The organism is Streptomyces zhihengii (genome assembly GCF_016919245.1).
In the GTDB taxonomy this organism is placed as follows: Bacteria; Actinomycetota; Actinomycetes; order Streptomycetales; family Streptomycetaceae; genus Streptomyces; species Streptomyces zhihengii.
On sequence record NZ_JAFEJA010000001.1, the window covers coordinates 3,391,027 to 3,405,599 of the forward strand.

The 14,573-nt window shown below is 75.4% G+C and carries 11 protein-coding genes and 1 pseudogene; 5 read left to right on the top strand and 7 right to left on the bottom strand.

Features of this window, described 5'->3' with window-relative positions; all coding sequences use genetic code 11:
- Window positions 1-23: 23 nt before the first annotated feature.
- Window positions 24-182 (top strand): annotated as a pseudogene (locus tag JE024_RS41075) (helix-turn-helix domain-containing protein); the annotation flags it as partial.
- 470 nt (window positions 183-652) lie between these two features.
- Window positions 653-1,471 (top strand): SigE family RNA polymerase sigma factor, encoded by an 819-nt coding sequence (locus JE024_RS41080; RefSeq protein WP_244882842.1) that lies wholly within the window; start codon window positions 653-655, stop codon window positions 1,469-1,471.
- Between the two features lie 90 nt (window positions 1,472-1,561).
- Here JE024_RS41080 and sucD read toward each other — a convergent pair whose 3' ends face one another.
- The 6 genes from sucD to JE024_RS14075 all read right to left on the bottom strand — a co-directional run bounded on the left by sucD (window position 1,562) and on the right by JE024_RS14075 (window position 9,507).
- Window positions 1,562-2,446 carry a succinate--CoA ligase subunit alpha gene (sucD, locus tag JE024_RS14050; protein ID WP_205373924.1) on the bottom strand — a complete coding sequence of 295 codons (885 nt, stop codon included), beginning with the start codon at window positions 2,444-2,446 and terminating at the stop codon, window positions 1,562-1,564.
- A gap of 21 nt (window positions 2,447-2,467) precedes the next feature.
- Entirely contained in the window at window positions 2,468-3,649 is a 1,182-nt protein-coding gene (sucC, locus tag JE024_RS14055; protein ID WP_187741935.1) for an ADP-forming succinate--CoA ligase subunit beta, read from the bottom strand.
- 421 nt (window positions 3,650-4,070) lie between these two features.
- Complete coding sequence (locus tag JE024_RS14060) at window positions 4,071-5,285, bottom strand: vWA domain-containing protein (protein ID WP_205373925.1); 1,215 nt, start codon at window positions 5,283-5,285, stop codon at window positions 4,071-4,073.
- Window positions 5,282-7,849 (bottom strand): DUF5682 family protein, encoded by a 2,568-nt coding sequence (locus JE024_RS14065; protein ID WP_244882844.1) that lies wholly within the window; start codon window positions 7,847-7,849, stop codon window positions 5,282-5,284. The genes JE024_RS14060 and JE024_RS14065 overlap by 4 nt, the downstream gene beginning before the upstream one ends.
- The gene (locus JE024_RS14070) at window positions 7,846-8,958 is read right to left on the bottom strand and encodes an ATP-binding protein (protein WP_205373926.1); all 1,113 of its coding nucleotides are present in this window, start codon (window positions 8,956-8,958) and stop codon (window positions 7,846-7,848) included. The genes JE024_RS14065 and JE024_RS14070 overlap by 4 nt, the downstream gene beginning before the upstream one ends.
- Before the next feature lie 132 nt (window positions 8,959-9,090).
- Window positions 9,091-9,507 (bottom strand): MmpS family transport accessory protein, encoded by a 417-nt coding sequence (locus JE024_RS14075; RefSeq protein ID WP_205373927.1) that lies wholly within the window; start codon window positions 9,505-9,507, stop codon window positions 9,091-9,093.
- 124 nt (window positions 9,508-9,631) lie between these two features.
- Between JE024_RS14075 and JE024_RS14080 the strand changes: the two genes are divergently transcribed.
- Entirely contained in the window at window positions 9,632-10,999 is a 1,368-nt protein-coding gene (locus JE024_RS14080) for an SWIM zinc finger family protein (protein ID WP_205373928.1), read from the top strand.
- Window positions 11,000-11,010: 11 nt separating this feature from the next.
- On the top strand, window positions 11,011-12,633 hold the full coding sequence (locus tag JE024_RS14085; RefSeq protein WP_205373929.1) for a DUF5691 domain-containing protein: 1,623 nt from the start codon (window positions 11,011-11,013) through the stop codon (window positions 12,631-12,633).
- A gap of 162 nt (window positions 12,634-12,795) precedes the next feature.
- Here JE024_RS14085 and icmB read toward each other — a convergent pair whose 3' ends face one another.
- Window positions 12,796-13,203, bottom strand: coding sequence for a coenzyme B12-dependent isobutyryl CoA mutase small subunit (gene icmB, locus JE024_RS14090; RefSeq protein WP_205373930.1), 408 nt, complete (start codon window positions 13,201-13,203; stop codon window positions 12,796-12,798).
- 515 nt (window positions 13,204-13,718) lie between these two features.
- Between icmB and JE024_RS14095 the strand changes: the two genes are divergently transcribed.
- A complete protein-coding gene (locus JE024_RS14095) occupies window positions 13,719-14,540 on the top strand; it encodes an esterase/lipase family protein (RefSeq protein WP_244883172.1) in 822 nt (273 codons plus the stop codon).
- Window positions 14,541-14,573: the final 33 nt, after the last annotated feature.

A 14,573-nucleotide genomic window follows, 5' to 3' on the forward strand; every position in this document is an offset into this window, starting at 1 on the left:
TAGAGCGCTGCATGGAGCCTCATATGACTCAGAGCACCGCACCGTCCGCGCCGGGGTCGCCACTGCCGCCGCCCAAGGAACGCCGCAGGCTCCGCGAGGCCGGCTCGCTGACGGAGGCTCAACTGGCCGCCGCGGTCGGCGTCACCAAGGCGACGCTCCGCTCCTGGGAGACCGGCCGCACCAGCCCCCGGGGGCGCAAGCGCGAGATGTACGCGAAGGTGCTCGCCACCTACGAGACGGCCCCCGCCCCCGCGCCCGCCGACACCACGACGGCCCCGGCACCCGCCCCCGAGAAGGCCCGGGCCCACCCCCGCAAGCGGCCTCCGGAGTCGGACCCGGCACCGGACCACCCCGCCCCCGCGCGCCGGGGCGCGCCCGCCGACACCACGACGGCCCCGGCTGCCGACGTGCCCGGGGCGGACGGGGCGGACGCGCCCGCCGCCGCCCGCGCGCCGAAGGCGTCCGCGGCCGGGGCAGCGGCACCGGCACACTCCCGGAGGCGCACACCGCGCCCGCGCCCGACCCGGCGGCCACGCCCGACCCGGCGGCCACGCCGGACGCGGCGGAGCCCGCCGCCGCAGCGGACCGCACGCCGAGGGCGCCCGCGGACGGGGCGGACGGGCACGCGTCGGAGCCCGGGGCGGACGGGGCCGTGGGACGCCCCGCCCCGCTCACCCCCGAGGAAGCGTTCGACCTGCTCTACACCCACGCCGCGGCCGGCCTCGTCCGTCAGACCTTCGTGCTCACCGGGCGCCGCCGGCTCTCGCAGGAGGCGGTCGAGCGGGCCTTCCAGCTCGCCTGGCAGCGCTGGCCCGAGGTCGCCACCGACCGCGACCCGACGGGCTGGGTGCGGGCCGCGGCGTACGAGTACGCCATGTCGCCCTGGCACCGGCTGCGCCCCGCGCACCGCCACCCCGACGAGCCGCCCGCCGAACCGGAGCGGCGCGAGCTGCTCACGGCCCTGCACACGCTGCCGCCGCCGTATCTGCGCACCCTGCTGCTCTACGACGGACTCGGGCTCGACCTGCCGGAGACGGCCGCCGAGACCGAGGCCAGCACGCCCGCCGCGGCCAGCCGTGTCCTGCACGCGCGGGAGGCCGTGGCCGAACGCCTCCCCGCTCTGGCGGCGGAGGGCGCGCTCCAGGACGCACTGCGCGCGCTCGCCGCCGGCGGCCCCGCCCCCGACCCGTCCCCCGCGCAGGACGTGCGCACCGGCTGCGAGCGGCGCGCCGAGGTGTGGACCAGGGTGGTCGTCGTCGCGACGGCCCTCATCGTGGCCGCGACCGCGATCGCGCTGCTCACCTCACCGGGGCACTACGAACCGCCGATGCCGCCCACCCGGCAGGTCGAGGGCGTGCCGGCACCGCACAGCGGGCCCCAGCGGCTGACCGCCGAGGACCGCAAGCTGCGCGACCGGCTCGCCGCGGAGCCCGCGGCGGGGCCGGAGCGGCTGCTGCCCGGCCTCGGCTGAACCGCGCCGCGCACGCGTGAGGGCCCGCCCCCGTGAACCGGGGGCGGGCCCTCACGCGTGTCGGGAACCGTGCGGCACCCGGTGCGGACGTCAGCCCGCGAGGATGGCGCGCGCCAGCTTGGCGGTCTCGGTCGGCGTCTTGCCGACCTGGACGCCGGCGGCCTCCAGGGCCTCCTTCTTCGCCTGGGCGGTGCCGGAGGAGCCGGAGACGATGGCGCCGGCGTGGCCCATGGTCTTGCCCTCGGGCGCGGTGAAGCCCGCGACGTAGCCGACGACCGGCTTGGTGACGTTGGCCTTGATGAAGTCGGCCGCACGCTCCTCGGCGTCGCCGCCGATCTCGCCGATCATGACGATCAGGTCGGTCTCGGGGTCGGCCTCGAACGCGGCGAGCGCGTCGATGTGCGTGGTGCCGATGACCGGGTCGCCACCGATGCCGACGGCGGACGAGAAGCCGATGTCACGGAGCTCGTACATCATCTGGTAGGTCAGCGTGCCGGACTTGGACACCAGACCGATGCGGCCGGGCTTGGTGATGTCGCCCGGGATGATGCCGGCGTTGGACTGGCCCGGCGTGATGAGACCGGGGCAGTTCGGGCCGATGATGCGGGTCTTGTTGCCCTTCGACGTCGCGTACGCCCAGAAGGCGGCGGAGTCGTGGACGGCGATGCCCTCGGTGATGACGACCGCGAGCGGGATCTCGGCGTCGATGGCCTCGACGACGGCGGCCTTGGCGAAGGCCGGCGGCACGAAGAGGACGGAGACGTCGGCGCCCGTCTTCTCCATCGCCTCGGCGACGGAGCCGAAGACCGGTACCTCGGTGCCGTCGAAGTCGACGGAGGTGCCGGCCTTGCGCGGGTTCACGCCGCCGACGATGTTGGTGCCGTCGCCGAGCATCAGCTTGGTGTGCTTCATGCCCGTGGCACCGGTCATGCCCTGGACGATGACCTTGCTGTCCTTGTTCAGGAAGATAGCCATGGTTCTACAGTCCCTCTTCCCTTACTTGGCCGCAGCGGCGAGCTCGGCGGCCTTGTCGGCCGCGCCGTCCATGGTGTCCACGCGCTGCACCAGCGGGTGGTTGGCGTCGGAGAGGATCTTGCGACCGAGCTCCGCGTTGTTGCCGTCCAGACGGACGACCAGCGGCTTGGTGACCGCCTCGCCCTTGTCGGCGAGCAGGGCGAGCGCCTGGACGATGCCGTTGGCGACCTCGTCGCAGGCGGTGATGCCGCCGAAGACGTTGACGAAGACGGACTTGACGTCCGGGTCGCCGAGGATGATCTCCAGGCCGTTCGCCATCACCTGGGCGGACGCGCCGCCGCCGATGTCGAGGAAGTTGGCCGGCTTCACGCCGCCGTGGTTCTCACCGGCGTACGCGACGACGTCCAGGGTCGACATGACCAGGCCGGCACCGTTGCCGATGATGCCGACCTCGCCCTCGAGCTTCACGTAGTTGAGGTTCTTGGCCTTGGCGGCAGCCTCGAGCGGGTTGGCTGCGGCGTGGTCCACGAACTCCTCGTGACCCGGCTGACGGAACTCGGCGTTCTCGTCGAGGGAGACCTTGCCGTCCAGCGCCAGGATGTCGCCGCTCGCGACCTTGGCGAGCGGGTTCACCTCGACGAGGAGCGCGTCCTCGGCGATGAAGGTGTCCCACAGGGTCACCAGGACCTCGGCGACCTTCTCCGCGACCTCGGCCGGGAACTGGGCCTGCGCGACGATGTCGCGGGCCTTCTCGATCGTGACGCCGGTGTTGGCGTCGACCGGGACCTTCGCGAGCTTCTCGGGGGTCTTCTCGGCGACCTCCTCGATGTCCATGCCGCCGGCGACGGAGGCCATGGCGAGGAAGGTGCGGTTGGTGCGGTCGAGGAGGTACGAGACGTAGTACTCCTCGACGATCTCCGGAGCGGTCTCCGCGATCATCACCTTGTGGACCGTGTGGCCCTTGATGTCCATCCCGAGGATGTCCGTCGCGCGGGCGACGGCCTCGTCCGGGGTGGCGGCCAGCTTCACGCCACCGGCCTTGCCGCGGCCGCCGACCTTGACCTGCGCCTTGACGACCGACTTGCCGCCCAGTCGCTCCGTCGCCTCGCGCGCCGCCTCAGGCGTGTCGATGACTTCACCGGCCAGCACCGGTACACCGTGCTTGGCGAAGAGGTCCCTCGCCTGGTACTCGAACAGGTCCACGCGCGTCCGTCCCTTTTCTGATGATCGCGGTTCGTTGTCTGCGTGGGCAGTGCCGCGAAGGGCAACGTGACGAGCGCTGTCACAAGGGAGGCACACACGGTGTCCGTGGGCGCGGCATGTCCGCCTGGCAGGTTATCCCCGCATCGCGCGGGTCCCTAAGTCGCAGATCACACCTGGGCGGTGATTACGGTCACAGACCCCCCGCCTCACCTGCGCGGACCGCGGACTGTGAGCCTCGGCACTCCCCCGGGCGCCGCGCGCGGCCGCCCGTGCCGGGCACCTGGTCAGCACCCGTGCGCCGGGCGGGCGGCGGGCGCCGTGACGCCGCCCCGCCCCGGGCCGCGCCCGCCGTGCGCGGGATCCGGCCACGGTGCCCCGGTCCGCGGCGGGTACGCCCACAAGGCGTACCCGCCCGGGCCGGTCAGGCGGTGGCCGGGACCGGGAGGGGACGCCTCTCGATCGCCGCCGCCATCACCTCGGGGAACAGGTCCGGTGTGCAGGCGAACGCCGGCGAGCCGAGGGCGGCCAGCGCCGCCGCGTGCTCCCGGTCGTAGGCGGGCGCCCCCTCGTCCGAGAGCGCCAGCAGCGTGACGAACCGCACGCCCGCCGCCTGCATGGCGGCCACCCGCTTCAGCATCTCGTCGCGTATGCCCCCCTCGTAGAGGTCGCTGATCAGGACGACGACCGTGTCCGCGGGGCGGGTGATCCGCGACTGGCAGTAGGCGAGCGCCCGGTTGATGTCGGTCCCGCCGCCGAGCCGGGTGCCGAAGAGCACGTCGACGGGATCGTCCAGCTGGTCCGTCAGATCGGCGACGGCGGTGTCGAAGACGACCAGCCGGGTGGCGATGGAGCGCATCGAGGCGAGGACGGCGCCGAAGACGGAGGCATAGACGACGGAGGCCGCCATGGACCCCGACTGGTCGATGCAGAGCACCACCTCCTTCTTCACCGACCGCGAGGCGCGTCCGTAGCCGATCAGCCGCTCGGGGACGACCGTGCGGTGCTCGGGGAGGTAGTTGCGGAGGTTCGCCCGGATGGTGCGGTCCCAGTCGATGTCGCGGTGACGGGGGCGGCCGATCCGCGCCGAGCGGTCCAGCGCCCCGGTCAGCGTGGACCGTGTGCGGGTGGCGAGCCGCTTCTCCAGCTCCCCGACGACCTTGCGGACCACGGCCCGGGCCGTCTCCTTCGTCGTCTCCGGCATCGCCTTGTTGAGGGAGAGCAGGGTGCCGACGAGGTGCACGTCCGCCTCGACGGCCTCCAGCATCTCGGGCTCCAGCAGGAGCGCGGAGAGGCCGAGCCGGTCGATCGCGTCGCGCTGCATCACCTGGACCACGGAGCTGGGGAAGTAGGTGCGGATGTCCCCCAGCCAGCGGGCCACCGAGGGCGCGGACGCGCCCAGGCCGGCCGATCTGCCGCCGCTCCTGCCCTGGCCGGCGGGGCGGGCGCCGTAGAGCGAGGCGAGCGCGCCGTCCATGGCGGCGTCCGTGCCGGCGAGGGCGACGCCCGTGCCGTCGGCGGCGTCGCCGCCGAGGACCAGGCGCCATCGCCGGAGCCGCTCGCCGTGCCCGTCCGGAGCCGCCCCCGCGGCACCGCCTGCCCCGGTCTCGGCCGCCGGGGCGGCCTCGTGCGTCGTCATCGGCTCACTCCCGCGAAATCGTCATGGCGGCCTCCGCCGCCCCCGTCGGCACCGGACCGGGCGGCCCCGGTGAACCCAGCCGGCCCGGTGAACCCGGAGCCTCCAGCCGCAGGCCCGGTTGGCCTGGTGGGCGGGGCGGTCCCGGTGGCCCCGGTCGACCCGGCGCCCTCACCGCCTCCGCCGCCCCCGGCGGCACCCCCGGCGATGCCCAGCAGCAGACGCACCACCGGCAGGACCTCCTCGGCCCGCGACTCGTCGAGGCCGGGGCCGAAGCCGGGGGCCGCCGGTTCGGGGGGTGCTCCGCCCGGCGTGGCGGCGGGGCCCCGGCGCACCAGTTCGCCGAGGGTGCGGCGGACGCCCGGCTCGTAGGCGGAGAACGTGCGGCGCAGCAGGGGCAGCACGTCGGTGAAGGCGTGATCGGGCACGCCCGTCAGCCAGGCGTCCACCAAACCGAGCAGCCGCTCGTCGTGGACGAGCAGCAGCCCGCCGCCGGACTCGCCGCCGACGAAGCCCTCGATCCAGGCCGCCGCCTGCGCCGGCGGCACGGCGGGCGAGAGCGCGAGGCCCATCAGCCGGGCGGCCTCGTCCTCCGCGAGCTGCCCCTCGTCGAGCAGCAGCCTGGCCGCCCGGCCGCGCAGGACGCCGTGGACGGTGTCCCGTGCGGCGAGCCGGCGCAGGGCGTCGCGCCAGCGGGGCGCCGTGCCGGACGAACCGGGCAGCAGGGCGACCGCGGTGTGCACGCCGTCGATCAGGCCGCGCATCTCCGCGGCCGCGTCCGCGTCGAGCCCGGTGCAGGCGGGGGGCAGGCCGATGCAGATCCGCTCCGCGAGACCGGCCGCCACCTCGCCGAGCGCCTCGGTGTCCGTGGCGCGGACGTCCCCGTAGCGCAGGGAGCGGGCGAGGGCGGGCAGGGCCCGGGCGAGGTGGCCGACGTCGGTGTCGAGCGCCGCGCGGTCGGCCAGGGCGGCCATCACCACGGGCAGGGCGTCGGGCAGCGAGGCCAGCAGGCACTGCTCGGCCAGGGCGGTGACCTCGCCGAGCGATCCGGCGGACACCGCGCCGGACGTGGCCTTCGCCGTCGCGGCGGCGAGCACGGTGGTGCCCCACATGCCGGCCTCGGCCACCTTGACGTGCAGCTCGGGCTCCCAGCGCAGCCGCCAGGTCTCGCGGAAGGTGCCCGTGCTGCCCCGGCCGGCGGCGGGCTCGCCCCAGCCGACGGAGAGGAGTCGCAGCCGGTGCAGCAGCAGGCTCCGGCCCGCGTCGCCGTCCTTGCGCAGGTCGAGCTCCAGCTCCCGCTCCGCGGCCTCCGGCTTCAGCCGCAGGGCGCGCTGCTGCCGGGCGAGATCCCGCTGGAGGGGCACCGCGGGCGCGGCGTCGGGCACCTCGCCGAGCACGTCGCCCACGACGAGTGCGTCCCGCACCAGGTCGAGCGGCACGTCGGAGCCGTCGCACATCACCGCGCGCACCGCGTCGGTGGTCTCGCCGAGGCCGGCGAACGGGCGGCCCCGGACGACCGCGAGGGTCTCGGCGAGACGGACGGCCTCGATGACATGGGCGGGGGACACGGGCCGGTCCTCCTCGCGCAGCAGCCGCGCGACCTTCGTCATCCAGCGCTCGACCGGCCGGTCGGGAACCTCGAACAGGTGGCCGTACCAGCCGGGCGAGTCGATGCCCGCGCCGTATCCGGAGTACCGGGAGAGCCTGCGGTGCGTCCACGGCACCCAGGTGGTCTCCGTCCTGACCTTCGAAAGCCCCTTCAGCAGGGCCCGGTCGGCGGCGACCGTGCGGCGCTCGGCGAGGGCCGGGACGTGCCAGGCACCGCAGACGACGGCGACGCCGTCGCCGAACTCCTTGCGCGCGGCCCGCAGGGCGAGCCGCATGTGGGCCTCGCGGATCAGGTCCCGCTCGTGGCCGCCGTGTCCGTACGTCTCGCGCAGCGCGGTCATGGCCTCCGCGACGGCGGCGAAGGGGGCGAAGGCGTCGGCGGGGCCGTCGCCGCCGCGGTGCTCGACGACGTCCTCCCACCAGCGCTCCGGGTCGTCGTAGCCGGCGGCGTCGGCCAGCACCCCGATCGGGTCGATCCGCACCCCGGGACCGCCGGGACCGGGCACCGGCTCCCCGCCCTCACCGGCCTCCGGGGCGAGGCCCCTCGCACCGGCGTCCGGCTCCGGGCCGCCGCTCCCGGCCCCGGCGGCGGGGCCGTCGTCCCCGGCCGCGGGGGCCGGGCCGGCGCCGGACGGGTCCATGGCGAGGGAGTGCGCCGCGGGCAGGTCGATGAAGCGGACCGGTACGCCGTGCGCCAGGGCCCAGCGGACGGCCACCCACTCCGGGCTGAAGGCGGCGAACGGCCAGAACGCCGAGCGCCCGGGGTCGTCCACGGCGTGGGCGAGCAGCGCCACCGGGGGCCGCATCCGCTCGTCGGCCGCCAGGTGCACCAGCCCGTCGCCCTCCGGGGGCCCCTCGATCAGCACCGCCGGGGGCCGCGCCGCGTCGAGGGCCGCGCCGACCGCCCGGGCGGAGCCGGGCCCGTGGTGGCGGACGCCGAGCAGGAGCGGGCCGCTCATGCGCTCACCTCGCGGCAGGCGCGGTAGAAGTCCTTCCAGCCGTCCCGCTCGCGCACCACGGTCTCCAGGTACTCCTGCCAGATCACCCGGTCGGCCGCGGGGTCGCGGACGACCGCGCCGAGGATCCCGGCCGCCACGTCCTGGGGGCGCAGCACGCCGTCGCCGAAGTGCGCGGCGAGCGCGAGGCCGCCGGTGACGACGGAGATCGCCTCGGCCGTGGAGAGCGTGCCCGACGGGGACTTGAGCTTGGTGCGCCCGTCGGCGGACATCCCGTCACGCAGCTCCCGGAAGACGGTGACGACCCGGCGGATCTCCTCCAGGCCCTCGGGCACGGCCGGCAGGTCGAGCGAGCGCCCGAGCTGGTCCACCCGGCGGGCGACGATGTCGACCTCGGCGTCGGAGGTGGCGGGCAGCGGCAGGACCACCGTGTTGAAACGCCTGCGCAGCGCGCTGGAGAGGTCGTTGACCCCGCGGTCGCGGTCGTTGGCCGTGGCGATCAGGTTGAACCCGCGGACGGCCTGGACCTCCTGGCCCAGCTCGGGCACCGGCAGCGTCTTCTCGGACAGGATGGTGATCAGGGTGTCCTGGACGTCGGCGGGGATGCGGGTCAGCTCCTCGACGCGTGCGGTCATGCCCTCCGACATGGCGCGCATCACGGGACTGGGCACGAGGGCGTCGCGGCTGGGGCCGTGGGCGAGGAGCTGCGCGTAGTTCCACCCGTAGCGGACGGCCTCCTCCGGGGTGCCCGCCGTGCCCTGCACCAGCAGTGTCGAGTCGCCGCTGACGGCGGCGGCCAGGTGCTCCGACACCCAGGTCTTGGCCGTGCCGGGCACACCGAGGAGCAGCAGGGCCCGGTCGGTCGCCAGGGTGGTGACCGCGACCTCGACGATCCTGCGCGGGCCGACGTACTTCGGGGTGACGAGGGTGCCGTCGGCGAGCGTCCCGCCGAGCAGATAGGTGGCGACCGCCCAGGGCGAGAGCCGCCAGTTGACCGGGCGCGGGCGGTCGTCGTGCGCGGCGAGCGCGGCGAGTTCGGCGGCGAAGGCGTCCTCCGCGTGCGGCCTCAGGGCCTCGGCGGAGCTGGTGGCGGCGGTAGCGGGCACGGTCATGGTTCCCCCTCCAGATCGTTCGACCCGTTGTGGGACCACCGTGCACCACGCCACTGACAACGGGGCGTTGCCGCAGGTCACCGCCGTGGCGGCGACCTGCGACGGGGAGTTGGGGCGGGGCGTCGGGGGCGGTTACTGCTCGCTGCCGACGGGCGATTCGCCGATACAGCCGCCGGCGGTCATCAGCCCTTCCCCGGACTCCTCGGCGAGCACCTTGCCCTTGTGGGTGATCTTGCAGGTGACCTTCGCGCCCGTGAGGTCGGCGGCGGCCGGGATGACGCCCGACGGCATGATGCCGCGCAGGGTGACCGTCTTCGTCCAGGGCAGCTCGGGCTTGTCGACCGTGGTGACGGACGGTTCGAGGGCCTTGCCCCCGCCGTCGTGGTAGCTGATCGAGTCGACGTTGTCGCCCGTGACCTCGTAGGTGACCTCGTAGGTGTCGTTGACCGCCTTGTCGACCGTGTCCACGGCCTCGGAACAGGCGGTGGCGCCGAGGGCGAGACCCGCCGCGGCGACGGCGCCGCAGACGGAGCGGGCGAAACGGTTCATACGTGACCTCGGTTCTCGAGTCGTCGATACGTCCACTCAGTGTAAAGGGAAGGTAAAGACCGTTTCGCCACCAGGAGTTCGCAGGTCGGAGCGATTGTCAGTGGCGGGGCCTAGCGTCGTTCCCATGCTGCGACTCGACGGGGACCCCGCGGACACGGGGGAGCGCTGGACACCGGAACAGGTGCTGTCACTGGCACCTGACGACGCGTCACGCAAGGCGGGGGCCCGGCTCTCCACCGCCGGGCCGTGGTCGGCCACGGGCTCGGACGGCGCGGGGGCGGTCTGGGGGCTGTGCAAGGGCAGCGGCGGCAGCCCGTACCGGACGGTCGTGGATCTCACCGGGCCCGCGTACACGTGCAGTTGCCCGAGCCGGAAGTTCCCCTGCAAGCACGCCCTGGGGCTGCTCCTGCTGTGGTCCCGGGACAGCACGGCGGCGGGCGGCGCCGCCGTCCCCGACTGGGCGGCCCCGTGGCTGACCGCCCGGCGCGAGCGCGCCGCCGCCGGACGGCCGGCGGCACGGACCGGCGCGGCCCGGGCGGGCGGGGACACGGAGGCGGCCAGGAAGCGGGCCGAGCGCAGGGCCGCGCGGATCACCGCGGGCGCCACCGAACTGGAGCAGCGGCTCGCCGATCTGCTCCGCGGCGGCCTCGCCGCGGCCGGCCGCTCCGGGTACGGGCTGTGGGAGGAGACGGCCGCCCGGATGGTCGACGCGCAGGCCCCCGGCCTCGCCTCCCGGGTGAGGGAGCTCGGCGCCGTCCCGGGGTCGGGTGCGGGCTGGCCGCCGCGGCTGCTGGAGGAATGCGCGCTCCTCCATCTCCTGGACACCGCGTGGCTCGGCCGCGACCGGCTGCCCGAGCCGCTGGCCGTCACCGTGCGCACCAGGGTGGGCCTCCCCTCGGTCGCCGACGGCGCCACCGTCCGCGACCACTGGCTGATCCTGTCGCAGGACGACACCTCCGACGGCAGGCTCATCACCCGCCGCATCTGGCTGCACGGCCGCGACACCGGGCGCAGCGCCCTGCTGCTGTCGTTCGGCGCCGCCGGACGCAGCCCGCAACTGGCGCTCCCGGTGGGCCTGATGGCACAGGCCGACGTCACCTCCCACGGCGGCGCCGGACAGCTCCGGGCGGAGATCGGCGACCTGCTGAGCGTGCCGGTGCCGATCGACGCGCCGCCGAAGGGCACGGACTGCGCCGGCGCCACCGGGCTCTACGCCAGGGCGCTGCGCGACGACCCGTGGCTGGAGGCCCTGCCCGTCACCCTCTCCGGCGTCGTCCCCGTCCCGGCCGGCGACGGCTGGCAGCTCGCCGACGCCGACGGCGACGACGCGCTGCCCGTCGCTCCCGCCGTGGTGTCACGGCCGGGGCTGTGGCGGCTCGTCGCCCTCGCGGGCGGGCGGCCCGTCACCGTCTTCGGCGAGTTCGGCCACCAGGGCTTCGTGCCGCTGACGGCCTGGTCCGACGATCCGTCCGAGACGGTCCCGCTGATCTGAAGGAGGCCGCGATGACCACCCGCACCCACCCCTCCGGCACGGCGACGCCGTGGGAGGAGCTCGTCACCTCCGCCCTGCTCGGCACCGACCGGCGGCCCCCGTCCCCGGAGTCGGTGCCGCCCGGCAAGGAGCCGCCCCTCGCGCTGCTCGACGCCGCGGCCGTGGAGACGCTGCGCCGCCGGGCCGGCCTGCGGCCCGCAGCCGCCCCGGCGGACCGGCCCGCCGCGGCGCCGCACGATCCCCGTCCGGAGCCGCCCGCGGCGGCCCGGCGCAGACTCGCCCAGTTGCTGGCCGACCGCGCGGGCGCGGCGGGCGCGGGCGGCCGCCGGGGCACCGCCCCCGACCTCACCGAGCTGCTCCCCCAGTGGCTGGCCGCGGCCGGCGAGCGCGGCTACCGGGCCCCGGCCCCCGCGCTGCCCGCCCTGCTGGACGCCGCCCGCGCCCGTACCGACCTGAGGCCCCTGGCCCTCGCCTTCGCCGGCCCGCGCGGCCTGTGGCTCGCCCGGCTCAACCCGGAGTGGAGGTTCGCGCTGCGCGGCGGCTCCGGGAGCACCGCCGTGCCGTCCCCGGACGACGGCACCGCGGTACGGCGCCTGTGGGAGGAGGGGCTGTTCGCCGAGCGGGTGGCGCTGCTCTCCGCGCTGCGGGCCCATGACGCGGAGTCCGCCCGCGCCCTGCTCGCCTCCACCTGGCCGACGGAACGGGCGGAGGACCGGCTGATGTTCCTCGACTCCCTGCGCACGGGTCTGACCGGTGCCGACGAGCCCTTCCTGGAGCAGGCCCTGGCCGACCGCAGCCGCAACGTCCGCGCGACGGCGGCCGAATTGCTGTCCGCGCTCCCCCGGTCCGCGCTCGCCGCGCGGATGGCCGCCCGCGCCGCCACCTGCGTCGCACTCGACCACAGCGGCGGCGCAGGTCCGGTGATCGCGGTCGAGGCGCCCCACGAGTGCGACGCCCTGATGCAGCGCGACGGGGTCGTGCCCACCGCCCCGTCGGGGCGCGGCGAGCGGTCCTGGTGGTTCGGCCAGCTCGTGGAGGCCGCGCCGCTGTCCACCTGGCCGGCCCGCCTCGGCGGGCGCAGCCCCCACGACATCGTGGCGCTGCCCGTCTCGGACGACTGGGCCGACGAACTGCACGCCGCCTGGTGCAGGGCCGCCGTGCGCCAGCACGACGCCCCGTGGTCCCGGGCCCTGCTCGGATCGCCCTCGGCCCCGCCGTCGACCGGCCCCGGCACCACGTCCCCGGCCGAGCGCTCGAAGCTCCTCGCGACCCTGCCCGACGCGGAACGGGCGTGCTGGGTGGCCGATTTCATCGCCGCGCACGGCCTGTCGGAGGCCTTCCAGCTGCTCGGCGTCTGCGCGGTGCCCTGGGCGGAGCCGCTGGGCAGGGCCGTCGTCGACGCCCTGGACATCGCCCGGGACGCCGGCAGCTACCCGTGGAGCTTCAGCGGGGTGATGGGCCTCGCGGAACGCTGCCTCGACCCCTCGGAGGCCGCCCGCCTGGAGATACTCACCGCGACCCCCGACGAGCCGGAGGACGCCTCACCGGGAGCGGGCGGCTACTGGTCCGAGGCGTTCCAGCGCCTCGTCTCCACCCTCCGCCTGCGCGCCACCATGCACGCGGAACTCGCCTGACGCCCCGCCTGTGCGCGGAACTCTCCCGATGCCCCGCCTGCACGCGGAACCCGCCCGACGCCCCGCCTGTGCGCGGAACCCGCCCGACGCCCCCGGGCGCGCGCCCGTCAGCCGGGGCCGGAGGCCGGCGCACGGGGCGCCGGCCCTCACGTGACCCTCGGATCAGGCCGCGACGCGCACGTTCGCGTTCACCCAGTCCACGATGGCCGTCGTCGTCGCCCCGGGCGTGAAGATCTCCGCGACGCCCAGCTCCTTGAGCGGGGGGATGTCCGCCTCGGGGATGATGCCGCCGCCGAAGACCTTGATGTCCTCCGCCTCACGGTCCTTCAGCAGCTCGATCACCTTGGCGAAGAGGGTGTTGTGCGCGCCGGAGAGGATCGACAGGCCGATCGCGTCCGCGTCCTCCTGGATGGCGGTGTCCACGATCTGCTCGGGCGTCTGGTGCAGCCCGGTGTAGATGACCTCCATACCCGCGTCCCGCAGCGCCCGCGCGATCACCTTGGCGCCCCGGTCGTGGCCGTCGAGCCCCGGCTTGGCGACCACTACACGGATCGGACCCGTCACACCCATCACTGCCTCCACCTACCGATGCGCCGCCTTGGCACGGGGCTGCCGCGCGCCAGGGGTGCGGCGCACGGAGTGAACGAACGTTATCTGCCGTTGTCCAGCATCCCGCAAGCCGCCGTTTCACGGGACTCGGGGAGGGGGAAATCACACGTGGGACATTTTTCGTGAGCGTCGCACCGGCACCAGGCACCGCGCGGGCCCCCCGGCGCGCGGCACCCGTTCAGCACCGCCACGGGAGCCGCCGCAGGTCCACACGGGTGGCCGTACCACCGAGCCGACAGCCGCACGGCTCGGTGGTACGGCCCGTCGCGGACCACCGACGCACCGCGCGCACCCGCTGAGCGCGCCCCGCCGAGGGCGCACCCCGCGGTCGCCCCGCCGCGGGGCACGGCGCCCGGACGAGCCGCGCCGGCCGGGAGGTCGCTGTGAAGCCTCTGCAACTGCCCTCGCCCCTCGGACCTCTCGCACCGCCCCTCGTGGCACCGCTCGGGCCACGGGTGACACGGCTCGCCGCCCGCCTGACGGTGCGCTGCCTGGACGAGCTGCGCCGGTACCGCGCCCCTTCTTCCGCCCTGGTCCGGGCGACGGCGCTGGAGCTGGTGATCCTCGCCGGGCATCTGGTGCTCTACCCGACGGGTGTGGTGCCCGAGCGCCCCGTGCCGCGCCGGGCCGGGCGGCCGCGGGGCGGCACGCCCCGGCTGCCCGCCGGGGACACCGTCCCGACCGTGCTGCTGCACGGCTTCGCCGACAACCGCTCGGTGTTCGTCCTGCTGCGCCGGGCACTCGCCCAGCACGGCCCCCACCAGGTGGCCTGCCTCAACTACTCCCCTCTCACCTGCGACATCCGTGCCGCGGCCGATCTGCTGGGCCGCCATGTGGAGGAGGTCTGCGCCCGCACCGGGCGCGCCGAGGTGGACATCGTCGGGCACAGCCTGGGCGGCCTCATCGCCCGTTACTACGTGCAGCGCCTCGGCGGCGACCGGCGGGTGCGCACCCTGGTGACCCTCGGGACGCCGCACGCGGGCACGTCGGTGGCGCCGCTCGCGGGCGTGCATCCGATCGTGCGCCAGATGCGGCCGGGCTCCTCGGTGATCGAGGAACTGCGCGCTCCGGCCCCGGGCTGCCGGACCCGGTTCGTCAGCTTCTGGAGCGATCTGGACCGGATCATGGTGCCGGTGGAGAGCGCCCGCCTGGACCACCCCGACCTGCTGGCGGAGAACGTGCCGGTCAGCGGGATCGGCCATCTCGCACTGCCCGTTCACCCCGCGGTCGCCGCCGGCATCCGGGAGGCGCTCGCTCCCGGGCCGCGTGCCACGGGTCCGGTGGAGGCCGTCGCCTGACCGCTTTTCGAACAGTTGTCGAACGTAGGGCCA

Bases quoted from the DNA above. Each gene is read 5' to 3' on its own strand.
- JE024_RS14060 (WP_205373925.1), bottom strand. From the start codon at position 5,285: ATGACGACGCACGAGGCCGCCCCGGCGGCCGAGACCGGGGCAGGCGGT.
- JE024_RS14070 (WP_205373926.1), bottom strand. From the start codon at position 8,958: ATGACCGTGCCCGCTACCGCCGCCACCAGCTCCGCCGAGGCCCTGAGG.
- JE024_RS14085 (WP_205373929.1), top strand. From the start codon at position 11,011: ATGACCACCCGCACCCACCCCTCCGGCACGGCGACGCCGTGGGAGGAG.
- JE024_RS14065 (WP_244882844.1), bottom strand. From the start codon at position 7,849: ATGAGCGGCCCGCTCCTGCTCGGCGTCCGCCACCACGGGCCCGGCTCC.
- icmB (WP_205373930.1), bottom strand. From the start codon at position 13,203: ATGGGTGTGACGGGTCCGATCCGTGTAGTGGTCGCCAAGCCGGGGCTC.
- sucD (WP_205373924.1), bottom strand. From the start codon at position 2,446: ATGGCTATCTTCCTGAACAAGGACAGCAAGGTCATCGTCCAGGGCATG.
- JE024_RS14080 (WP_205373928.1), top strand. From the start codon at position 9,632: ATGCTGCGACTCGACGGGGACCCCGCGGACACGGGGGAGCGCTGGACA.
- JE024_RS14075 (WP_205373927.1), bottom strand. From the start codon at position 9,507: ATGAACCGTTTCGCCCGCTCCGTCTGCGGCGCCGTCGCCGCGGCGGGT.